This is a genomic window from Frankia sp. BMG5.60 (assembly GCF_059428125.1).
The window spans coordinates 7,054,727-7,076,579 of the sequence record NZ_CM182091.1 but is presented as its reverse complement, the minus strand read 5'-3'; the positions used below and the strand labels follow the sequence as shown (position 1 = coordinate 7,076,579).

Below are 21,853 nucleotides of genomic sequence, written 5' to 3'. Positions count from 1 at the left end.
GCGTGAAGGAGTCTCGCCATGACCCTGACCAACATCCAATCCCTCTGGGCAGCGCAACAGCCGCAGACACCGAACATCACCACGCTGGGCACCGTCCGCGTCGTCGGCACCGGTCTGCTCGGCACCAGCGTGGGATTCGGCCTACGAACGGCCGGGGTGCGCGTTCTGCTGGACGATGCCTCACCCACCGCGCTGGCGCTCGCCGCGGACCTCGGTGCCGGCGAGCCGGATCCCGGAGCGGGATCGGAGCCCGTCGACGTCGTCGTCGTGGCCGCCCCGCCCGACGTGACCGCCGATGTGATCCTCGCCGAGCTGCACCGACATCCGACCGCGACCGTGACCGACGTCGCCAGCGTCAAGACCAAGGTCATGGCCGGGCTGCGGGACCGACACGCCGACCTGACCCGTTACGTCGGTGGTCACCCGATGGCCGGGCGGGAACGCTCCGGATCCATCGCGGCCAGAGGGGACCTCTTCACCGGACGCCCCTGGGTGGTGTGCCCGTTCCCGGAGAGCGACCCCGGACGGGTGGAAGTGATCCGACGGCTGGTGTCGGTCCTCGGCGCCCATCCCATCCTGATGGCTCCCGAGGAGCACGACGCCGCCGCCGCGCTGGTTTCCCACATGCCGCAGCTCGTGGCGAGTCTCGTGGCGGCGCGGTTGGCCCAGGCACCCGAGCACGCGCTGTCCCTCGCCGGCCAGGGTCTGTCCGACGTGACCCGCCTCGCCGCCAGCGATCCCGCGCTGTGGGCACAGATCTTCTCGGCCAACGCCGTTCCGATCGTCGACGTTCTGGAGCCGCTGCGCCAGGACCTCGACAACGTCATCGGCGCGCTGCGCTCGCTGAGCCCGGTCGGCGACGACAACAGCCCCAGCCCCGGCTCGCGTGTGACCGTCTCGCGGGTCGTGGCGGACGGCAACGTCGGTCGGGAACGTCTGCCGGGCAAACACGGCAACACGCGGGCGGTCTACACGTCCATGGCCGTTCTCGTGCCCGACTCGCCGGGCGCGCTGGGCGAGCTGCTCACCGACATCGGGCACGCCGGGATCAACATCGAGGAGCTGCTGCTGGAGCACTCGCCCGGCCGGGCGTGCGGCCTGCTGGAACTTTCCGTGCTGCCCGCCGTGCGTCAACGGCTCGAGGACGTCCTGGTCACCCACGGGTGGCGTGTCGTGGCCTGAGACCGTGCGCGGCCCGGACCGTCCGTTCCGATCGCCGCCTCTTTGACGCCCGCCGCCTCTTTGACGCCCATGGCGCTTCTCGTAGGTCACGAGAAGCGCCATGTCGCATGTCAGAGCCCCGAGGATGGTGTGGTCGCGGTACCCGGGGACTGGTCGAGCGAGCCCCGGCACAGGGTGAGCAGCGTCAGAGCCATCTCTGCGCCCTGTCGCCCGAGCTCCCGTGACCAGGCCGTCATGATCTCCATTTCGCGGGTGTGTTCCACCCGCGGACCGCCGATGGAGGAACGGATCCGCTGGATCTGACGCGAGACGTCGAGACGCGTCGAGATCAGTGCGCGGATCTGGACGTCGACGGAGTCGATGATCGCTCGGCCGTCGGCGATCGAGGTGACTGTGGATGTCACGAAGCTGGCCGGTGTCGTCGCGTTCGCCGGTACCGGAGGGCTGGCCGACACCGGAGGGCTGGCCGACACCGGAGGGCTGGTCGATGTCAATGTCGTCGGGTCGAGTGCAGGCATCGTCATGGGGCTCGTCCGTTCGTGGAAGGGCTTCCCGCGCCCCGAGGGACGCGGCCGACGGTCTCTCCGGACCGGGACGACGGGACAGCCGACCCGCGAGGCGGGACCCTGCTCGAAGTCCCGGCTCAGGAAAGGGCCTCGGGACAGGGCCTCAGGACCGGGTGGTGGCGCCGGCCGCCGGCTGACCCGACGCTTCGAGCACGACGGCGCTGGCGGAGCCCGTCGGGGGACGGGTAAGGCCGAGGAAGGCCGCCAGCGCGGCCACACCCAGTACGGCGATGACAATGGCCATCGGCCCCGCATCGTCGTTTCCGGCGACACCGACCAGCGGGGCGACGCTGCCACCGATGAGAAACTGCGCGCAGCCCAGCACGGCCGAGGCGGCGCCGGCCACGTCGCCGTGCTCCTCGAGCGCCAGCGCGGCCGCGTTCGGCATGACCAGACCGACGCTGGCGACGACGACGAAGAGCGCGATCAGGAGTGCGGCGATCCCCGCGTCCATGAGCACCACGATCCCGACACCGACACCGCCCACGGTCGACCCGAGCAGCCCGAGCCGCAGGAGGAAACGTCCACCGACGAGGTGCACGACCCGGCCGCTCACCTGCGCCGCCACCACGAGTCCGAGTGCGTTGATCGCGAACACCACGCTGTATTCCTGTGGGGACAGCCCATGAATGTCCTGCAGGACGAAGGGCGATCCCGAGATATAGGCGAACATCGCCGCGAAGGCAAGGCCGTTGGCCAGGGTGTAACCGACGAACACCCGGTCGGACAGGAGTCGGCGGAAGACCGGTCCCATCTGCCGCAGACCGCCGCTCTGCCGGTTCTCCGGGCGAAGCGTCTCCGGCAGGCCGGCTCCCGCCGCGAGCAGCAGCAGCCCACTCAGCACCGCGAGGGCTACGAAGATCCCCTCCCACGTGGTCAACCGCAGCATCTGCCCGCCGGCGAGTGGGGACAGTACCGGGGCGAGTCCCGTGACGAGGAGAAGCATGGCGAAGTAGCGGGCTGCGGCCGTCCCGGAATACTGGTCGCGCACCGCCGCGTAGGCGATGACGATGCCGAAAGCACCACCGACGCCTTGGATTCCACGCAGGGTGACGAGTACCCAGATCGACGGCGCGATGGCGCAGAGCAGTCCCGCGACCGTGTACAGGGTGAGTCCGATGAGCAACGGACGGCGACGGCCGTAGGCGTCACTCAGCGGCCCGGCGAGTATCTGCCCCACAGCCAGACCGATCAGGCAGGTCGTGATGCTCAGCTGCGCGCTCGACGCTGTCGTGTCGAGGTCGGAGGCGAGGTCGGGCAGGGCCGGAACGTAGGCGTCCGTGGACAGCGGCCCGAGTGCGACGAGCGCACCGAGAATCACGAGTACCCGTGTTCTCGAGGAGCGCGCGCCGCCGGCGGGCCGCACGACGGTGTTGATCATCTCCTTGCTGTTCCCTTCGACCCAGAGAAGAGATGCGGATGGATGACGACGCGGTCAGTACGCCACGCAGATCCGCCGGCGTGGGGCGGTCGTCTGCTCGAGTTCGTCGGCGAACGCCACCGCGTAGTCGGGAATGCTGATGTGGCTCCTGCCGGCCTCGTCGGCCAGAAGGTCGTCGCCCCCGACCCGGAACACTCCGGTGCGCGGGCCGGGCTCGATGTGGACGGGCGGCGAGATGAAGGTCCACTCCAGGTCGTCCACCCCGCGGTAGACGGCGAGGGCGTCGTTCTGCGCGGTCGCGTTGGCGCGCCACATCTCGGGAAATCCCGGGGTGTTCAGCAGGATCTGGTCCGGCGCCACACGCAGGCTTCCCGCGCCCCCGAGAACGACGAGGCGCCGGACGTCGGTCTTGCGCAGACCGTCGATGAGCCCGCTGGTGGCACCCAGCAGGATGTCGCGGTCGTCGTCTTGACCGTGGCGCGGGCCGACGGCCGAGGCCACCGCGTCGTGGGCGGGAGCCAGCGCGGCGACCGTCCCCGCGTCCCGGACGTCGCCCGGGCGCACCGTCAGGTTCACGTGAGCGACGGCGTCCGTGCCGCCGCTTCGCGAGACGCCGGTGACCCGGTGTCCACGGGCGAGGAGTTCGGCCGCGATCACACTACCGATCTGGCCGCTGACGCCGAAGAGAAGGACCTTCATGATGATCTCCTTGTTCACGGGTTCGAGGTGGTCGCGGGTCGAGTTGTCCGCGGTGCGAGTCGCTCGCGAGCAGGACCTGAGCAGCACAAAGAGAGCTCCCGTCGACGGTGCGACGGCCGCGGGAATCCGACCCGTCTCGCGCGGGAGGAGGTCGGGTGACCAAGAGGAAGCTAACACACCAACCAGTTGGTTTGAAGTGCCCGTCCGAGTTCCGGGCCATACGCTGGTCCTATGCCACGCGACGCTCAGGCCACCCGACGATCAATCCTGCAGGCCGCACGAGCCGAGTTCTCGGCCTACGGATTGGCGGGGGCACGCATCGACCGCATCGCCGCGAGGGCGGGTTGCAACAAGGAACGGATCTACTCGAGCTTCGGCGACAAGGAACAGCTCTACCGGCGCGTCCTGGCGGACATGCTGGAGGAGATGAGAACCGCGACGATCGTGGAGATCGACGAGGGCATCGCGGAGTACATCCGCAAGTCCTATGACTTCCAGCGCACCAACCCCGACCTGCTGCGCATGCTGCTCTGGGAGGCCCTGGAGTGCACCGGCGACCGGCCGCTGCCCGACGAGGACGGCCGCCGCGAGTGCTACAGCCTCAGCGCACGGGCCCTCAAACCGCACGTCGAGGCGGAGAGCGAGATGCCGGCGCGGTGGCTGCTGCTCACGCTGATCGGTCTGAGCGCGTGGCCACACGCCGTTCCGACGCTCGCCCGCCTCGTCACCGAAGACGAATCCAGCACCGAGGAGGGGCAGCACCGGCTGCGCGAGTTCATCGCCGAGTTCGCCGCCGGCGGGGCGGCCGCGACGGGCGGACTCCGGTCCAGGGGGACATCCGGCGACGCAGCGTAACAGGTTGACATCGACCCGTGGTCTCGGGGGCAAGCCGCCGGCCACCACCGAGGGGCTCGCCCGATTGCGAGCCCTGGCCAGGGACCAGGACCGCGCAGCGGCGCTTCGCCGGTGGACACCCGTACGGCCGGCCTCGCCTCGTCCGCCGAGGCGGGATACGTCTGGATACACCAGGTCTCTCACCGCAGTTGCGGCATTACCCACTAGGGTGAATACCTAATAACAATCCGCCAAGACGGAGGGCGCGACGCGGTGCCGGAGATCGAGAACGTGCTGACCACGGCCGACGAGGGCCTCGGCGGCCCGCGGGCCGAACAGGTCCCGGAGGGCGCCGGCGTCGACCTGAAGATCGACGTACCACATCCGGCCCGCATGTACGACTACTTCCTCGGCGGGAAGGACAACTTCCCCGCCGACCGGAAGATCGCGGAACAGGTCCTCGACGTGTTTCCGAACTCCCGGATCGTGGTCCGGCAGAACCGCCTGTTCATGACCCGGACGACCCGCTACCTGGCCGCCGAGCTCGGGGTACGTCAGTTCCTCGACATCGGCACGGGCATCCCGACCTCGCCGAACCTGCACGAGGTCGCCCAGGGCGTCGCCCCAGACGCGCGGATCGTCTACACCGACAACGATCCGATCGTGCTCGCCCACGCCCGCGCCCTGCTGGCCAGCACCCCGCAGGGACGCACCGCCTACGTCGACGCGGACCTGCGCGACACCCGCCGCATCCTCACCGCTCCTGAGCTGCACGAGACTCTCGACCTCACCAGGCCGGTCGCGCTGTCGCTGATCGCGATCTTCCACTTCATCCCGGACGGCGACGACCCGTACGGGATCATGCGCCGCCTCGTCGACCTGCTCCCGTCGGGCAGCTACGTCTCGCTGACCCACCTGACCGCCGACTTCGACCCGGCGATGCGCGAGGTCGAGCGGGCCTACCTGGCCAGCGGCGTCCCCATGCACCTGCGCACCCGCGCCCAGTTCGAACGGTTCTTCGAGGGCCTGGACCTCGTGGAGCCCGGGCTGCAGGTCGTCCACCGCTGGCGGCCCGAGCTCGCCGACCTGGCCGAGACGGACCCGGCCGGCGACGGCGCGACCGCGACAGACCCCGCCTCACGGGTGAAGGCCATCCCGCTGTCGGAGCTGACCGACGCCCAGGTCAGCATCTACGGCGCGGTCGGCTACAAACCCTGATGCTCGGCTACAAGCCCTGATCCACTGCGCCGGCCATCCTTTTCGGACACCTCGCCGACAACGGGCGCCGTCCTACAGAACCAGGCCGGCAGGCCGGCGCCTGTTCGACAGCGAATTCGAGGAGGAAAACGGCGATCGCCAGACAATATCCAGGCCGTTCATCCGTCGGTGACAGGCGGGGGTCGTATCGTATCCTGGGGATATGATCGCGCCGGTGGGCGGTGGAGACGTACTCGGCGAGGCCGAGCCTCTCTCCTACCGCCTTGCACGCCCCGATGACGATGAGATCATCGCAACCATCGACGGATCCTTCACCTCGAACTCCGTATTCGAGGTGAAGGCGACCGCCGAAGGTTTTTCGATCTGCGAGAAACCGGCGACTCCCCCGATCCACAAGATGTTTCCGGTGGAGGACGATGACGAAGAACAGGAGGAAGACGATCCCGCGCTGACCCGGAAGATCGTCGCCTGCGCCGGCGAAGAACTGTGTGGGTTCGTCGAGGCATCCTTCGATCCCTGGAATTCGCGCCTCACCATCTCCGACCTCGAGGTAGCCCCCAGCCATCGCCGGCGAGGGGTCGGCCGCACCCTGGTGGACCACGCATTCGACTTCGCGCGGGAGTGTGGAGCAGGTCACGTCTGGCTCGAAGTCACCAACATCAACGCCCCCGCGATCCACGCCTATCTCCGCATGGGGTTCACCCTCTGCGGCCTCGACCTCCTGCTCTATGAAGGCACCGAATCGGCTGGCGAACGGGCCCTGTTCATGAGCAGACAGCTCCCCTGACGACCGAAATTCCCCTCCTCCGCCTGCCGGTCAGGTCGATGCCCCGGACTGGGACGCCCCGGACTGGGACGCGTAGCGGCTGGGTGGGCGCGGCAGGCCGAGGTGCTCGCGCAGGGTGCGGCCGGTGTAGGCGGCGCGGAACAGGCCGCGGCGGCGCAGCTCGGGGATGACCAGGTCCACGAAGTCGTCCAGCGCATCCGGGAGATACGGAAAGATCACGTTGAAGCCGTCGGCGGCGCGCTGCTCGAACCACTCCTGGATGTGGTCGGCCATGGTCGTCGGCGTGCCGACGAGGGTCCGGTCGTCCCGGGCGATCTGGTCGGCGAGCTGGCGGATGGTCAGGTTGTCCGCCCGGGCCTGGTCGAGGATCTGCCGCTGGCCGCTGAGGCTCTGGTTGGACGGCGGCAGTTCGGGCAGCGGGCCGTCGAGGGGGAAGCGGGTGAGATCGAACCCGCCGAGCCGGTAGGTGAGGTCGGCGAGCGCCACCCGCGGGTCGAGCAACGACCGCAGCGCGGCGATCTTGTCCTCCGCCTCGGCCTGGGTCCGCCCCACGATCGTGGACAGCGCGGGCAGCACGATCACGTGGTCGGGGTCGCGTCCGGCGGCCGCCGCCCGCGTCTTGATGTCGGTGTAGTACGCCTGCGCCGCCGGCAGGGTCGGATGCGCGGTGAAGATGACCTCACCGACCCGGGCCGCGAGGTCCCGGCCCGTCTCGGACGCGCCGGCCTGGACGACGACCGGGCGGCCCTGCGGCGGCCGCGCGATGTTCAGCGGCCCGCCGACCCGGAAGTGCGTCCCGGCGTGGTTCAGCCAGTGGACCTTGTCGGCGTCGAAGTAGACCCCGCTGGCCTGGTCGTGGCGGAAGGCGTCGTCGTCGAAGCTGTCCCACAGCCCGGTCACCACGTCGTGGAACTCGGCGGCCCGGGCGTAGCGCAGCTCGTGCTCGACGTGGCTGTCCAGCCCGAAGTTGCGCGCCTCCGCGTCGTTGAGGGAGGTGACGAGGTTCCAGCCGGCCCGCCCACCGGACAGGTGGTCCAGCGAGGCGAACGTCCGGGCCAGGTGGTAGGGCTCGTTGTAGGTCGTCGACGCCGTCGCGACGAGCCCGATGCGGGTGGTGGCGGTGGCGAGCGCGGCGAGCAGGGTCGTCGGTTCGAAGGAGTCGTTGACGACCGAGACGCGGGAGAGCACCTCCTGGCTGGTCAGCGGGACGCCGACCAGGTCGGCGAGGAAGATCGCATCGAACGTCCCCCGCTCGGCGGTGCGGGCCAGCTCGATCACGTGCCGGATGTTCACCCCGGCGTCGGCGACGGCGTGGGGGTGCCGCCAGGCGGCGAGGAACTCCCCCGGCGGCTTGAGGAAGGCGTTGAGATGGACTTGGCCGCCGCGGCGAGGCTGCGTCGACGTCATCGGATTCCCGCCCCGCTCGTCTCGACGCCGGCCGCGGCGCCCGGCTGTGTGCCTGGTGGGGTGCCCGGCTGTGTGCCTGGTGGGGTGCCCGGCTGTGTGCCTGGTGGGGTGCTCGGCTCGGCCGCGAGCGGCTCGCCCGGGTGGGTGGGGTCGTCCCGCCGCGGGACGGCGACCGGCCGCGGCAGGCCGAGATGCCCGCGAAGCGTGGTCTCGGTGTAGGACTCGCGGAACAGGCCGCGGCGGCGCAGTTCCGGCACGACCTGGTCGACGAAGTCCTCGGCGGCGCCCGGCAGGTAGGGGAAGCCGACGTTGAAGCCGTCCGCGCCCCGCCCGGTGAACCATTCCTCGACGTGGTCGGCGATCGTCTCCGGCGTGCCGGTGATCATGCCGCCGGAGGATCGCCGGGCGAGCCCGCGGATCGTCAGGTTCTCGTGGCGGGCGAGGTCGAGCATCTGTTCGGAGCGGCTGCGGCTGCGGTTCGTCTCGCCGATCTCGGGCAACGGTCCGTCCAGCGGATAGCCCGAGAGATCCACGTCGCCGACGGTGTCCTGGACGAGTCGACGGGCGACGTCGTCGTGGATGAGCTCCAGCAGTTCGTCGCGCCGCGCGCGGGCGGCGGCCTCGGTGTCGCCGACGATCGGCGCGAGGATCGGCCAGACCAGCAGGTGGTCCGGGTTGCGCCCGTGCGCCGCGGCCCGCGCCTTCACGTCGGCGTAGAACCGCTGGGCACCGGCCAGGGTGCCCTGCCCGGTGAACACCACCTCGCCGTAGCGGGCGGCGAAGTCCTTGCCCGCCTCCGACGAACCGGCCTGGAAGACGACCGGGTGGCCCTGCGGGGGCCGGGAGATGCTCAGCGGCCCGCGCACGGCGAAATGCTCGCCGCGGTGGTGCGGGGTGCGCAGGCCGGCGGGGTCGTAGTAGCGACCCGCCGCGGTGTCGCGCCGCACGGCGCCGTCGTCGAAGCTGTCCCACAGCTCGCGGACGACTTCGACGAACTCCTCGGCGCGCCGGTAGCGCAGCCCGTGTTCGAGGTGGGCGTCGCGGCCGAAGTTCGCGGCCTCCTGCGGCAGCACCGAGGTCACCGCGTTCCAGCCGGCGCGCCCGGCGCTGAGATGGTCGAGCGAGGCGAACTTGCGGGCGACGTGGAACGGCTCGTTGTAGGTCGTGCTGGCCGTGCCGACCAGGCCGATCCGCTCGGTCACCGTCGACAGCGCGGCCAGCAGGGTCAGGGGCTCGAACCGGACCGACCGGGCGGTGCGGTGCAGCGAGTCCAGGTCCGTGCCCGAGATCGCGACGACGTCGGCGATGAACAGGGCGTCGAAGGTGCCGCGTTCCAGTGTCTGGGCGACCCTGATGTGATGGGCGAGGTCGAGTTCGCCGTCGGGTGGGGACAGCGGATGGCGCCAGCCGGCGATGTGACCGCCGGCGCCCTGCAGCACGGCGCCGAGCGTCAGCATCCGCCGCGGACGCCCGTCGGGGATGGTGGTCATCGGGTCCTCTCCGGGCCGGCGGGAGTCGGCTCTGCGGCTACGGGTCGGGCCGCGGGCCGCCAGCCCAGCGCGGGGGCGATCTCGGTGGCGATGAGCTCCATGCGGCGCAGGGTCGCGTCGAGGTCGGCCGCCGCGCCGGCCTCGCCCTGCACCGCGGCGATGAAGTACGACACGGCGGCGGGGCCGACCGGGTTGGTCGCGAGGCTGTGGATCACCACGCCGACCGGGCCGTGGTGGACGTTCATCGCGTCGAGCGCGGCTCCGTCGTCGAGGTCGGCGGGGAACCCGAAGTTCCCCAGCCAGGGCCGGAACCGGGCGATGTCGGGGGCCAGGTCCACCCGGGCGGCCAGCCGGTCCGGTCCCGGGAACACCCCGTGCGAGACGGCGAGGCGCGCGCCCGCGGGAGCCCGGCCGGCGGCGCGGTGGGCGGCATGGTGGGCGGCATGGTGGGCGGCGAGGTAGACGTCGGCGAGGGGTCGCTGCGCGGACCCCGCCGGGCCGATGCCCAGCAGCAGGCCGTCGCCGGCCCGCGCCGCCGCCCGCGCCCCGTCGGCGCTCGTCGTCGAGTCCCAGAGCCGGCCGGTGAGGGTCGGCGCGGGCGGGTGCAGCCGCAGCCCGGCGGTCCCGGTGATCGGCTCGCCGGCGAGCAGCTCCCGCAGCCGTCCGCGCGCCTCGTCGAACAGGTCCCGGCGGCGGGCGACGTCACGGTCGAAGGCGCCGAAGGCGGGCGCGCTCGGGCCGCCGGTGCCGAGCCCGAGCTGCAGGCGACCGCCGCTGAGCGCGTCGAGGACGGCGGCGTCCTCGGCGAGGCGGACGGGGTCCTCCAGCGGCAGGACCACGACCGCGGTGCCCAGCTCGATGCGCCGGGTCGCCTGGGCGGCCGCGGCGAGCAGCAGCAGCGGCGACGGCAGCCGACCGTAGTCGGGGGAGAAGTGATGCTGGGCGATCCAGCCGCCGTCGAACCCGAGCTCCTCCCCGGCGACGAACAGCTCCACCAGCTCGCGGTAGACGGCGCCGGCCGGCCGCCCGCGGCCGTGCACATGGGTCAGGAAACCCAGCCTGAACGGCCCGGGGCCGCCAGGTGCGGTCAATGCGTCCTCCCTCGTCGAACCTCCGACAATGATGCCGGCGGGCGTGCGAGAATCAGCGCCCGGCGACCGGAGGATTGACGGCGGCAGGACAGAGTTGGCCACGCCGAGAATGCGCCCCCACCGGCGGCGAAGCCATCCGTCGACGGAGCGTTCGCCATGGGAGAGGGCAGCGTGAACAGCCAGGTGGACGGCGTCGGCGCACCGATCCGGGAACGGCTGCCGGCCGACCCTAAAAAGGCGCCGTCAGACGGCGATCAACAACAGATCTGGTCGAAGTGGTGCGCGCGACGGGAACTCCAGAACACGTCCAGAACCGCCAACCGTGGCGGCCGCCCAGTTCCCACGACCTGACTGTAACCAAGTGCGCGGCGATCGGTCCAGAGGCGCGCAGAACGCCCCGGAACGCCTGGGCCGTGGGTCTGCGGACGCCGCACGGACCGCGCCGCCGCCTGGCACAGTGACGGGGTGGCTTCGCGCATACGCCTCACTCGGTGTCGCCCGGTCGATCACATGCAGGTGGCCAGCCGGCTCTGTCCCTGACCGCCCGCGCCGCTCCCCCACCGTGCCACCGACGCGCCGGGAGGCGAACCGCTGTGACCACAGCCCACACCAACACCAGCGGCCACACCAACACCAGCGGCCACACCGACACCAGCGGCCACACCAAGGCCAGGACGCTGCCCACGCTCGACATCGGCCCGTTCCTGGCCGGCACCGCCGGCCGCGCGCGGTTCCTCGCGGCACTGCGCGCGGCCTGCCACGGTCCCGGTTTCTTCTACCTGACCGGGCACGGGATCCCCGCCGCGCGGACCGCCGCCGTGCTCGACGTCAGCCGCCGTTTCTTCCATCTCGCCGAGGCGGCGAAGCTGGAGATCGAAAACGTTCATTCGCCACATTTCCGCGGCTACACCCGGCTCGGCCACGAGATCACCCGCGGCAATCCCGACATCCGCGAACAGATCGACATCTCCGACGAACGCCCGGCCCGGGTGCTCGGCCCCGACGACCCGGCGTACCTGCGCCTCGACGGTCCGAACCAGTGGCCGGCCCAGGTCCCCGAGCTGCGCGCAAGCGTGCTGGCCTACATGGCCGAGCTCGGCGGGCTGTCCCGCCTGCTGGTCCGGGCCTTCGCCGAGTCGCTGGGGCTGCCGGCCGACCATCTCGACCGGACCTTTGCCGTCGAACCCCGCTCGCACCTCAAGCTGATCCGCTACCTCACCGCGCCCCCGGCCCACCCGGCCGGCTACGACCAGGGCGTCGGCTCCCACAAGGACGGCGGCTTCCTCACCTTCGTCCTGCAGGACGACGTCCGGATGCTGGACGAGGGCCGCGCCGGCACACCCGACCCGCCGGAAAACCCGCTCGCGCCGGTCGCGGGACCGCCGGTTGCGGGGCTGCAGGTCGCCGACGGCGAGGGCGGCTGGATCGACGCGGCCCCCCGGCCCGGCACCTTCGTCGTCAACATCGGCGAGATGTTCGAACTGGCGACCCGCGGCTACTACCGTGCCACCGTGCACCGGGTCGTCAGCCCACCGCCGGGCCACGAACGGCTGTCGGTGGCGTTCTTCTTCGGCCCGCGGCTGTCGGCCACCCTCGAACCCGTCCCCCTGCCCGCGGAGCTGGTCCGCGAGATCGGCGACGCTCCCCCACCCGACCCGCACAACCCGATCTTCGCCCAGCACGGCGTGAACACGCTGAAGAGCTGGCTGCGCAGCCATCCGGAGGTGGCCCGCCGCCACTATTCCGACGTGGAACAGCCGACTGCGGAACAGCCGACTGCGGAACAGCCGACTGCGGAACAGCCGACTGCGGAACAGCCCACTGCGGAACAGCCGACTGCCGAGCAGCCCACCGGTCGCGGCACCTACTGACCCGAGAACGAGAGGAATCCCGTGACGACCTCCCCGACCGGCTGGAGCTTCGAGACCCGGCAGATCCACGCCGGGGCGGCGCCCGACGCGGCCACCGGTGCCCGCGCGGTGCCGATCTACCAGACCACGTCGTTCGTGTTCGACGACACCCGGCACGCGGCCGATCTGTTCTCCCTCGCCGAGGTCGGCTTCACCTACACCCGGGTCGTCAATCCCACCCAGGATGCCCTGGAACAGCGGGTCGCGGACCTGGAGGGCGGGGTCGCGGCGCTGGCGACCGCGAGCGGCCAGGCGGCGCAGACCCTGGCGGTGCTCAACCTGGCCGGCGCCGGCAGCCACCTGGTGTCGTCGACGTCGCTGTACGGGGGGACGTACGCGCTGTTCAAGCACACGCTGGCCGAGCTCGGCATCGCCACGACGTTCGTCGACGACCCGGACGATCTGGATGCGTGGCGGTCGGCGATCCGCCCGAACACCGTCGCGCTGTACGGCGAGACGATCGGCAACCCGCGGGGGAACGTCCTGGACATCGCCGGCGTCGCCGAGGTCGGGCACGCCGCCGGGGTGCCGCTGATCGTCGACAACACGCTCGCCTCGCCGTACCTGAACCGTCCCCTCGAACACGGCGCCGACATCGTGCTGCACTCGGCCACCAAGTTCATCGGCGGGCACGGAACGACGATCGGCGGGATCATCGTCGACGGCGGACGGTTCGACTGGACGGCCGGGCGCCATCCCCGCTTCACCACGCCCGACCCCGCGTACCACGGCCTGGTCTTCCACGAGGCGTTCGCCGAGACCGCCTTCATCGTGCGGGCCCGCGCCCGGCTGCTGCGCGACCTGGGCCCGGCGCTGTCCCCGGTGAACGCGTTCCTGCTGCTGCAGGGGCTGGAGACGTTGTCGCTGCGGATGGAGCGCCACAGCGCCAACGCGGCCCGGGTGGCCGCCTGGCTCGCCGAGCGTCCCGAGGTCACCTGGGTGGCGTACCCGGGCCTGGCGGACAGCCGCTGGTACCCGGCGGCCCAGCGCTACCTGCCCCGCGGGGCCGGTGCGGTGCTGGCGTTCGGGATCCGCGGCGGCGCGGCGGCCGGGCGGGCCTTCATCGAGGGCCTGGAACTGCACAGCCATCTCGCCAACGTCGGCGACGTCCGCTCGCTGGCGATCCACCCGGCGTCCACGACGCACGCCCAGCTCACCCCCGACGAGCAGGTCGACAGCGGGGTGAGCGAGGAACTCGTCCGGCTGTCGGTGGGCATCGAGGGCGTCGAGGACATCCTCGCTGACCTGGACCGGGGCTTCCGCGCGGCCAAGGAACGCTGACCCGCCGGCTCCTCGGGGGTTCCCCCGGCGGTGGCGCCGTCGACCGACCGGCGGGATTGAATCCGCCTTCGCCGGGTGATAACGGACTCGCGTCGGGCGGGTCAGGCGCCATCCCGGGCCGCCGGCCGCCCGCCGCGGGCGGCATGCCCGACGGGTCCGTGCAGAGCAGGCGAGGAGATGGCGTGTTCGGCTTCAACAAGATCATCGGTCGGAGTCGGGAAATGGTCGAGCCGTCCGTGCGGCTGATCCGGCCGGGTCTCGGGGGCTTCAAGCAGTTCCTCATGCGCGGGAACATCGTCGACCTGGCCGTCGCCGTGATCATCGGTACCGCGTTCACCGCCGTCGTCAAGGCGATGGTCGACGACCTGCTCACGCCACTGATCGCCGCGGTGGGCGGCAAGCCGGACTTCGCCGGGTTGTCATTCACCATCAACCACAGCGTGTTCCGCTACGGCCTGTTCCTCAACGCCGTGGTTGCCTTCCTGCTCGTCGCCTCAGTCGTCTACTTCGTGGTCGTCCTGCCACTGGCGAAGGCGAACGAACTGCGCCGGCGCGGCCACCCCGTGCCCGAGGCGGAGCCGGCGATCAGCGACGAGACGCGCCTGCTCACCGAGATCCGCGACCTGCTCGCCGGCGACGGCCGCCGCCTGCCCGACCAGCCGAGCGAGGCGACGCAGGCAGGCGCGGTGATCACCGCCGAGGAGACCCAGCACTGACCTGCGCCCCAGCGGGCGTCGCCTACGACTTGCGAGCGATCAGGGCGTAGGCGCTGATGTCGGCGTCGGAGTACTGGTCCGGGTCGCTGCCTGGCTCGGGGCGCCAGCGGTGCAGCACCTCGATACCGGGTTCGACCAGCTCCCACCCGGCGGGCAGCAGGGCGGTGAGCTCGGCGCGGTCGCGGGTCTGAAACGGGATGCCGCGGCTGTTGTAGACCTCGACGACCCGGGCCGCGGCCTGCGGCGCGAGCTCGGCGGTGCCGTGGCTGACGACGAGGAAGCTGCCGGCGGGCAGCCGCTCGCACAGCCGGGCGACGATGTCCGCGGGCCGGTCGGCGTCGGGGAAGAAGTGCAGGATCGCGATGAGCGACAGCGCGATCGGCCGCGCCGGGTCGAGGGTGGCGGCGAACTCCGGCACGGCGATCATCTCGTCGGGGCGACGCAGGTCCGCGTCGACGTAGGCGGTCCGGCCCTGCGGGGTGCCGGTCAGCAGGGCCCGCGCGTGGACGAGCACGATCGGATCGTTGTCGACGTAGACGATCCGCGCGTCCGGGGCGACCTGCTGGGCGATCTCGTGCAGGTTCGGCGAGGTCGGGATGCCGGTGCCCACGTCGACGAACTGCCGCACCCCGGCCTCGGCCGCCAGGTACCGCACGGCCCGGTGCAGGAAGGCCCGGTTCTGCCCGGCGTAGGTGCGCAGGTGGGGAAAGACCGCCAGCGCCTGCTCGGCCGCCTCCCGGTCCGCCGCGTAGTTGTCCTTGCCGCCGAGGTAGTAGTCGTACATCCGGGCCGAGTGCGGGATGTCCTCCCGCAGGTCGACCGATCGCGCGCGTCCGCTCGTCCCTGCGTCTGCCTGCACGTCCGCCCCGCCCCTCTGCTCCCTGACACGTGGCCGCGGCGTCCACGCCCCGGCGCGCGTCGCCCGCACAACCGGATCTTTCCATCCCCGCGGGCGGCACGGTCCACCGGGCAGGAACATCACATGCGCGACGTCCGGCCGGGGTTCGGAACCACTCGTCTCGAGGCGGCCACGGGCACCCCCGTCGCCGCCCGGCGGCTCGGCCCGGCTCGGGCTCGGCTCGGTGACTGAACCCAGTGGGCCCACGCACCCCGGTGGTCCGCCGGACTCCAGCGGGCCTATGGACATAGTCGACTTTCGCGATTAACTTGACCCTGGTCAGGCCGCTGCGCCGGGCCCGGGGGACGCCTCGCCGGACTGCGGTTCGCGGTCACGGCCGGCCGGTCGTCGGCGTGCCTGTGGCGGCTTGGCCACGTTCCCCAGCGGCCCGCGCACGAACCGGCTTCGTGGCCCGGGTCGAACGCAGGCCCGAGTCGAGGGAGTGGTGCGATGCCGCCGGCACCCGATCGGCGTCCCGCGAGCGCACGGTGGGGCCTGCCGCGCAGCCGGTCCGCCCGGTGGCGGCTCACCCGGCGGCTCGTGATCGATCTGCGCCGTTCGTCCAGCAGTCGCTGTCCCGCTCCCTGACCGGTCCGACCCCGCGGTCCGCCTGCGCCGCATCGCGGCCGCAGCCTCGGTCACGGTCCGCTCCGCCGCGCCGCGCCGCGCCGCCTCATCCGACCGCCCCGGACCGTCCCGCGGGTCCAGGCCGCCGGCCGGGGAGCCCCGCGACACGATCGGCCGGGGCCCGACAGCGCGGGACCCGCCGGATCGGCGGCCGCCGACTGGACCGCCCGGATCGCCAGGGCCGCACCGGTCTCCCGGCCGGCATCCCACGCCACCGCGCGGAACCCACCCGGACGGCTGTCGGGACGATGCCCACGGCTCGAGCGGGGCCCACTGCGGGAGCAACTCGGCGCCGGTCCAAGCCGCCCCACCCGCCTCGACCGAAAGGCCAGACATGTCAGACATTCCGTTGGCCGTCCTCGATCTCGTTCCGGTCAGCGCCGGTGACACCCCGAACGACGCACTGCGCAACACCGTCGACCTGGCCCGGCGGGCGGAGGAGTTCGGTTACCGGCGGTACTGGTTCGCCGAGCATCACCTCAACCCCGGCCTGCTCGGCGTGTCTCCCGCGGTGGCGATCGCGTTGGTGGCCGGGGCGACGTCGACGATCCGGCTCGGCTCGGCCGGCGTGCAGAGCGGGCATCGCACCCCGCTGTCCGTCGTCGAGGAGTTCGGGCTGATCGACGCGCTGCACCCCGGCCGCCTGGACCTCGGCATCGGCCGCTCACCGGGCCGGCCGGCACCGACGAACGGCGCGACCCGCAACGGCTCCTCCCCGGCCGGCGCGGACGGCGGACCCACGGACGGCGGACCCGCCAACGGCGGACCCGGGGACGGCGCGGCCGCACCCACCCCGGCCCCGGCGCTCGTCACGGCCGCGGCGGCCGCCTACCAGGCCAGCCTCGGCGGGGTCGATCACAGCACCGAGCAGCGGGCCGCCAACGGCCTGCTGATCCCCCGCCGGTTCGACTTCAGCCGGCTGCTCGGCTCCCCCCGGCTGGGGGTGACCCTGTCGCTGCTGCAGCAGCCGGGCGCCTACACCCCGGAGTACGCCGACCAGGTCGACGACGTCCTCGCCCTGCTGCGCGACAGTTACCACACCGCAGACGGTCAGACGGCCCGCGCCTGGCCCGGGGCCGGTGCGCCGCTGGAGGTGTGGATCCTAGGGGCGTCCGGGGGCTCGAGCGCGTCCGTGGCGGGTTCGCGGGGGCTGCGCTTCGCCGCGTCCTACCACCACAGTCCCAGCACGGTGCTCGACGCGGTCGAGGCCTACCGGGCGGCGTTCGAGCCGTCGACGGATCTCACCGCACCGTACGTCTCGGTTTCCGCCGACGTCGTCGTCGGCGAGGACGACGCCAGCGCGGCCCGGCTGGCCTCCGGCTACGGGCTGTGGGTGCGCAGCATCCGCAGCGGCGCGGGGGCGATCCCGTTCCCCACTCCCGAGCAGGCCGCCGCGCACACCTGGAGCGACGACGATCGGGAGCTGGTCGCCGACCGGGTCGCCACCCAGCTCGTCGGCTCCCCGTCGACCGTCGCCGACCGGCTCGAACAGCTCGCGGCGGCGACCGGCGCGGACGAGGTGGCCGTCACCACGATCACCCACCGGCACGCCGACCGGGTGCGTTCCTACGAACTGCTGGCCGCGGAGTGGGCCCGCCGCCACGGCTGAGGCGTCCCGGGGCGAACGGGGACCGAACCGGGCGGCACGGTGACGGGTCCGGCGGCCCGGCCGACGATGCGGAAGGCGACGGCCGCGGCCGTTGTTGAAGCGGACCGTTGAAGCGGACCGTTGAAGCGGGACCGCTTGACAGGACCGTGCAGCGGTCCGTTGACGTGGACCAGTGACGAAGGGAAGGACTGCGGTGCCGAAGGCATACGTCTATACCGCGAACGGCGGCCCCGAGGTGGAGACGTTCACCGACCTGCCGGCCCCCGAGCCCGGCCCGGGTCAGCTCGCGATCGCGGTGCGCGCGGTGGGCGTCAACCCCGCGGACTGGAAGCTGCGCGACGGGCTGTCGATACCCGGCCTGCCCGACCCGGTGTTCCCCGTCGTGCTGGGGCTGGAGGCGGCCGGCGTGGTCACCGGCGTCGGCCCGCAGGTGGCGGGATTCGCGGTGGGCGACGAGGTCCTCGGGATCACGGTCGGCGGCGCCTACGCCGAGTACACCCTGCTCGCGGCCGCGTTGGCCACGCACAAGCCGGCAGCGGTGAGCTTCCGCGACGCGGCCGCCCTACCGGTCGCGGCGGCGACCGCCTACGACGGCGTGCACCAGTTCGCGCTGCCGCCGGGCGCGACCCTGCTGATCACCGGCGTCGGCGGTGGGGTGGGCGTGGCCGCCGCGCAGATCGCCCGGCACGCCGGGCTCACCGTCGTCGGCACGGCCAGCGCCGGGAAAAAGGACCTCGTCGAGTCCCTCGGGGTCGCCTGGGTCGAGCCGGGACCCGGCGTCGTCGACCGGGTCCGCGCGGTCGCGCCGCAGGGCGTCGACGCGGTCTACGATCTCGTCGGCGGTGCGGCGCTCGAGGAGATCGCCGGGGTGCTGACCCCGGCGGCCGCCGCCGACGACGCCCCGCCGCGCCTGGTCACGGCCGCGGACACGGCGACGGTCACCCGCCTCGGCGGGGTGGCCGTGCAGCGGGCCCGCAACGCGGACGTGCTCGACGCCGTCGCCGGCCTCGTCGCGGCCGGGGTGCTCGACCCCCAGGTCAGCGACGTCTACCCGCTGGACCGGGCGGACGCGGCCCTGCGGGCGGTGGAGACCGGTCACGCCCGCGGCAAGATCGTGATCGAGGTCGCCGGGTGACGAACCGGCATGTCCTGGACAACCCCGCCCGCTCGGCCCTGCTCGGCCCGCACGCGCACCTCGCCGAGCGGCGCGGGGAGGTGCTGCGCTACCCGGCGGACGTCTGCCCGTTCGTCGCCCTGCCGGACGAGCCGGACGAGAACACCTGGCGGGACGCGGCGGCGCTGCTCGGCCCGGGCGCCCTGGTGCCGTTCACCGGCGTCGACGCGGCCGTGCCGCCCGGGTGGGAGGAGGTCGGCTTCGGCCCGGGGGTCCAGATGATCGACGCCGGGATCGACGCGGTCGGCGACGACGACGCGGTGCGCCTCGGCCCGGCGGACGTCGCGGAGATGCTCGACCTGGTGGCCCGCACGCGCCCCGGCCCGTTCCTGCCCCGCACCATCGCGCTGGGCACCTACCTCGGCATCCGCCGCGGCGGGGCGCTGGTCGCCATGGCCGGGGAGCGGCTGCACCCACCGGGCTGGACCGAGATCAGCGCCGTCTGCACCGACCCGGATCATCAGGGGTCGGGGCTGGCGTCCCGGCTCGTGCGGGCGGTCGCCGCCGGGATCCGCGCCCGCGGCGAGACCCCCTTCCTGCACGCCGCCGCGACGAACACGAACGCGATCCGCCTCTACGAGGCCCTCGGCTTCCGGCAGCGGCGCACGGTGACCTTCCGCGCCGCCCGGATCCCTGGCGCCGTGCCCGTGCCCGCCCAGGCCGACGGGCCGCTCGCCGCGCGCCCGGGCGCCGGCGCGGGCGAGCCGGCGGTATGAGCGGTGCCGACACGTCGGCGGGTCAGCGGGTCGCCGCCCGCGAGGTGGTGGCGATGGCCAGCGACCTCATCGCGTTCGACACCAGCAACCACGGCGACCCGCACGCCCGGGGCATCGAGCGGCCCGCGGCCGAGTACGTCGCCGGCCGCCTGGCCGACGTCGGCTACGACGTCACCTACCTGGAGTCCGGCGCACCCGGGCGCGGCAACGTCGTCGCTCGGCTGACCGGCGCCGACCCGTCGCGGGGTGCCCTGCTCCTGCACGGTCACCTCGACGTCGTCCCGGCGGACGCGGCCGACTGGACGGTCCACCCGTTCTCCGGCGAGGTGCGCGACGGGTACGTGTGGGGGCGCGGCGCCGTCGACATGAAGGGCGCGGTGGCGATCATGCTGGCGGTGGCACGCCGCCTGCGCCGGGAGGGGGTCACCCCGCCACGGGATCTGATCTTCGCGTTCGTCGCCGACGAGGAGGCCGGCGGCTGGTACGGGGCCCGCTGGCTGGTGGACAACCGCCCCGATCTGTTCGAGGGCGCCACCGAGGCGATCGGCGAGGTCGGCGGCTTCTCCGTCACCATCGGCTCCACCGCCATCGGCGAGGACGTGCGCGCCTACCTGGTCCAGACGGCGGAGAAGGGCAGCATGTGGCTGCGGCTGGCGGCCCGTGGCCGCGGCGGGCACGGGTCGATGCTGCACGACGACAACGCGATCGCGGCTCTGGCGGCGGCCGTCGCCCGCCTCGACGCCCACCGCTTCCCGCTGGTGCTCACCGATCCGGTCCGGGCGTTGCTCACCGGGATCGCGGACATCACCGGGGCCCCGTTCGACGAGGCCGATCCGCAGGCCGCCGTCGACCGCCTCGGCCCGCTGGCACGCCTGGTCGGGGCGGCGCTGCGGGACACGGCGAACGTGACCCTGTTCGACGCCGGCTATCGGTCGAACGTCGTGCCCGCCACGGCCCGCGCCACCGTGGACGGCCGGTTTCTGCCCGGGCGGGAGGAGGCGTTCGGCCGCGAGCTGGTCGAGGTGCTCGGCCCGCGGGTGCTGGCCGAATGGGACACCCTGCCGCCGGTCGGGACGAGCTTCGACGGCGCCCTGGTGGCGGCGATCGAAGCGGCGATCGAAGCGGAGGACCCGGGCGCGCGCGTCCTGCCCTACCTGCTGGCCGCGGGGACGGACGCGAAGTCGTTTCAGCGGCTGGGGATCCGCCACCTCGGGTTCACGCCGCTGCGCCTGCCGCCGGAGCTGGACTTCAGCGCCCTGTTCCACGGGGTCGACGAACGGGTCCCCGTCGCGGCCCTGGAGTTCGGCACCCGCGTGCTGGATCGGCTGCTGCGGGCCTGCTGACCCGCACCGCGCGCCCACGGATCCGCACCGGCCGACCGTGCGCATCCCCCGCCAGCGGGTAGGACTGCGGTGTCGGCGCCGGGCAACGGCGCTGACACCGGGCGCTGGACCGACACCGGGCACGGGGCCGACCGCACAGAACCGACACGGCACACAGAACCGACACCGCGCACGGCACCGACCGGACGGGCACGGCACCGACCGGACGGGCACGGCACCGACCGGACGGGCGCGGCCGTGCCGGAGGGCCCGGCGGGCGGACGACGATCGGCCCTGATCTCCCGATGCGCACCGATCTACCGTCGAACCGGGCATCGCCGAAGCGGTCCGGACGCCCACCAGCGGACGAGGGGAACACACGATGACATCGACGAGTGTGGGTGCGCCAGGTTTCACCACCAGCGCCAGCGACAAGACCACCGTCACCCTCGACCATGCCGGGGGTGGTGTCCTGCCCGCGGCCACCTGCCTGTGGCTGCTCGCCGGCGAGCAGGTGGGCCGGGTCGCGTTCCGCGCGGACGGGGAGATCCTCGTCCTGCCGGTGAACTACGTGCTGGACGGGGACGCCATCGCGTTTCGCACGGCCACCGGTTCCAAGCTGGCCGCGGCGCTCGAGGAGGACGCCGTCGGATTCGAGGTCGACGGCCATGACCCGGTGGCCCGCGCGGGCTGGAGCGTTCTGATCAACGGCAGGGCGGTGGCGGTCACCGATCAGCAGACTCTGGCCAGGCTGGAGAAGACCGGGCTCGCCCCGTGGGCGGACCGCATCGAGCACCCGCACTGGGTGCGCATCCTGCCCGAGTCGATGACCGGCCGGGTCGTCGCCCACTCCTGATGCGCCCACTCCCTGGCGCGCCTGGTCCTGATGCGCCCGACCCTGACGGGCCACCGCCTGACGGGCCAGTCCCTGACGGGCCAGCGCCG

Annotated in this window: 20 protein-coding genes; 13 read left to right on the top strand and 7 right to left on the bottom strand. The window is 72.6% G+C overall.

Annotated features, from left to right (window positions below):
• Positions 1-18: 18 nt before the first annotated feature.
• A complete protein-coding gene (locus AC5R91_RS28985; protein WP_495394462.1) occupies positions 19-1,182 on the top strand; it encodes a prephenate dehydrogenase in 1,164 nt (387 codons plus the stop codon).
• Positions 1,183-1,292: 110 nt separating this feature from the next.
• On the opposite strand, the gene AC5R91_RS28980 is transcribed toward AC5R91_RS28985, so the two are convergent.
• From AC5R91_RS28980 to AC5R91_RS28970, 3 genes are all read right to left on the bottom strand, one after another.
• Entirely contained in the window at positions 1,293-1,586 is a 294-nt protein-coding gene (locus AC5R91_RS28980; RefSeq protein WP_495394461.1) for a chorismate mutase, read from the bottom strand.
• A 265-nt stretch (positions 1,587-1,851) separates the two neighbouring features.
• Positions 1,852-3,129: a multidrug effflux MFS transporter gene (locus tag AC5R91_RS28975; protein WP_495394460.1), complete on the bottom strand. Its 1,278-nt coding sequence runs from the start codon at positions 3,127-3,129 to the stop codon at positions 1,852-1,854.
• Between the two features lie 54 nt (positions 3,130-3,183).
• Positions 3,184-3,828, bottom strand: a complete 645-nt coding sequence (locus tag AC5R91_RS28970) for an NAD(P)-dependent oxidoreductase (RefSeq protein WP_495394459.1) — start codon at positions 3,826-3,828, stop codon at positions 3,184-3,186.
• A gap of 231 nt (positions 3,829-4,059) precedes the next feature.
• On the opposite strand from AC5R91_RS28970, the gene AC5R91_RS28965 reads away from it, so the two are divergent.
• The 3 genes from AC5R91_RS28965 (at position 4,060) to AC5R91_RS28955 (ending at position 6,667) form a co-directional block, all read left to right on the top strand.
• Positions 4,060-4,683: a TetR/AcrR family transcriptional regulator gene (locus tag AC5R91_RS28965; RefSeq protein WP_495394458.1), complete on the top strand. Its 624-nt coding sequence runs from the start codon at positions 4,060-4,062 to the stop codon at positions 4,681-4,683.
• A gap of 252 nt (positions 4,684-4,935) precedes the next feature.
• The gene (locus AC5R91_RS28960; protein WP_495394457.1) at positions 4,936-5,880 is read left to right on the top strand and encodes an SAM-dependent methyltransferase; all 945 of its coding nucleotides are present in this window, start codon (positions 4,936-4,938) and stop codon (positions 5,878-5,880) included.
• A gap of 214 nt (positions 5,881-6,094) precedes the next feature.
• Positions 6,095-6,667, top strand: coding sequence for a GNAT family N-acetyltransferase (locus AC5R91_RS28955; protein WP_495394456.1), 573 nt, complete (start codon positions 6,095-6,097; stop codon positions 6,665-6,667).
• Positions 6,668-6,697: 30 nt separating this feature from the next.
• Here AC5R91_RS28955 and AC5R91_RS28950 read toward each other — a convergent pair whose 3' ends face one another.
• The 3 genes from AC5R91_RS28950 to AC5R91_RS28940 are packed head-to-tail and all read right to left on the bottom strand — an operon-like array spanning position 6,698 to position 10,655.
• The gene (locus tag AC5R91_RS28950) at positions 6,698-8,074 is read right to left on the bottom strand and encodes an LLM class flavin-dependent oxidoreductase (RefSeq protein ID WP_495394455.1); all 1,377 of its coding nucleotides are present in this window, start codon (positions 8,072-8,074) and stop codon (positions 6,698-6,700) included.
• The gene (locus AC5R91_RS28945) at positions 8,071-9,564 is read right to left on the bottom strand and encodes an LLM class flavin-dependent oxidoreductase (protein WP_495394454.1); all 1,494 of its coding nucleotides are present in this window, start codon (positions 9,562-9,564) and stop codon (positions 8,071-8,073) included. The genes AC5R91_RS28950 and AC5R91_RS28945 overlap by 4 nt, the downstream gene beginning before the upstream one ends.
• Positions 9,561-10,655: an LLM class flavin-dependent oxidoreductase gene (locus tag AC5R91_RS28940; RefSeq protein WP_495394453.1), complete on the bottom strand. Its 1,095-nt coding sequence runs from the start codon at positions 10,653-10,655 to the stop codon at positions 9,561-9,563. The genes AC5R91_RS28945 and AC5R91_RS28940 overlap by 4 nt, the downstream gene beginning before the upstream one ends.
• 156 nt (positions 10,656-10,811) lie before the next feature.
• Here AC5R91_RS28940 and AC5R91_RS28935 point away from each other — a divergent pair, with 156 nt between their 5' ends.
• From AC5R91_RS28935 to mscL, 4 genes are all read left to right on the top strand, one after another.
• Positions 10,812-11,006, top strand: coding sequence for a hypothetical protein (locus AC5R91_RS28935; protein ID WP_495394452.1), 195 nt, complete (start codon positions 10,812-10,814; stop codon positions 11,004-11,006).
• Positions 11,007-11,248: 242 nt separating this feature from the next.
• Positions 11,249-12,526: an isopenicillin N synthase family dioxygenase gene (locus AC5R91_RS28930; protein ID WP_495394451.1), complete on the top strand. Its 1,278-nt coding sequence runs from the start codon at positions 11,249-11,251 to the stop codon at positions 12,524-12,526.
• Positions 12,527-12,547: 21 nt separating this feature from the next.
• Entirely contained in the window at positions 12,548-13,846 is a 1,299-nt protein-coding gene (locus AC5R91_RS28925) for a bifunctional o-acetylhomoserine/o-acetylserine sulfhydrylase (RefSeq protein WP_495394450.1), read from the top strand.
• Positions 13,847-14,028: 182 nt separating this feature from the next.
• Positions 14,029-14,562, top strand: coding sequence for a large conductance mechanosensitive channel protein MscL (gene mscL / locus AC5R91_RS28920; protein ID WP_495394449.1), 534 nt, complete (start codon positions 14,029-14,031; stop codon positions 14,560-14,562).
• 22 nt (positions 14,563-14,584) lie between these two features.
• On the opposite strand, the gene AC5R91_RS28915 is transcribed toward mscL, so the two are convergent.
• Positions 14,585-15,421, bottom strand: coding sequence for an SAM-dependent methyltransferase (locus AC5R91_RS28915; protein WP_495394448.1), 837 nt, complete (start codon positions 15,419-15,421; stop codon positions 14,585-14,587).
• 1,000 nt (positions 15,422-16,421) lie between these two features.
• Between AC5R91_RS28915 and AC5R91_RS28910 the strand changes: the two genes are divergently transcribed.
• From AC5R91_RS28910 to AC5R91_RS28890, 5 genes are all read left to right on the top strand, one after another.
• The gene (locus tag AC5R91_RS28910) at positions 16,422-17,696 is read left to right on the top strand and encodes an LLM class flavin-dependent oxidoreductase (RefSeq protein WP_495394447.1); all 1,275 of its coding nucleotides are present in this window, start codon (positions 16,422-16,424) and stop codon (positions 17,694-17,696) included.
• A gap of 193 nt (positions 17,697-17,889) precedes the next feature.
• Positions 17,890-18,831 (top strand): NADP-dependent oxidoreductase, encoded by a 942-nt coding sequence (locus AC5R91_RS28905; protein WP_495394446.1) that lies wholly within the window; start codon positions 17,890-17,892, stop codon positions 18,829-18,831.
• Positions 18,828-19,586, top strand: coding sequence for a GNAT family N-acetyltransferase (locus AC5R91_RS28900; protein WP_495394445.1), 759 nt, complete (start codon positions 18,828-18,830; stop codon positions 19,584-19,586). Before AC5R91_RS28905 ends, AC5R91_RS28900 begins: the two co-directional genes overlap by 4 nt.
• Complete coding sequence (locus AC5R91_RS28895) at positions 19,583-20,929, top strand: M20/M25/M40 family metallo-hydrolase (protein WP_495394444.1); 1,347 nt, start codon at positions 19,583-19,585, stop codon at positions 20,927-20,929. Before AC5R91_RS28900 ends, AC5R91_RS28895 begins: the two co-directional genes overlap by 4 nt.
• 361 nt (positions 20,930-21,290) lie before the next feature.
• Entirely contained in the window at positions 21,291-21,764 is a 474-nt protein-coding gene (locus tag AC5R91_RS28890) for a pyridoxamine 5'-phosphate oxidase family protein (protein WP_495394443.1), read from the top strand.
• Positions 21,765-21,853: the final 89 nt, after the last annotated feature.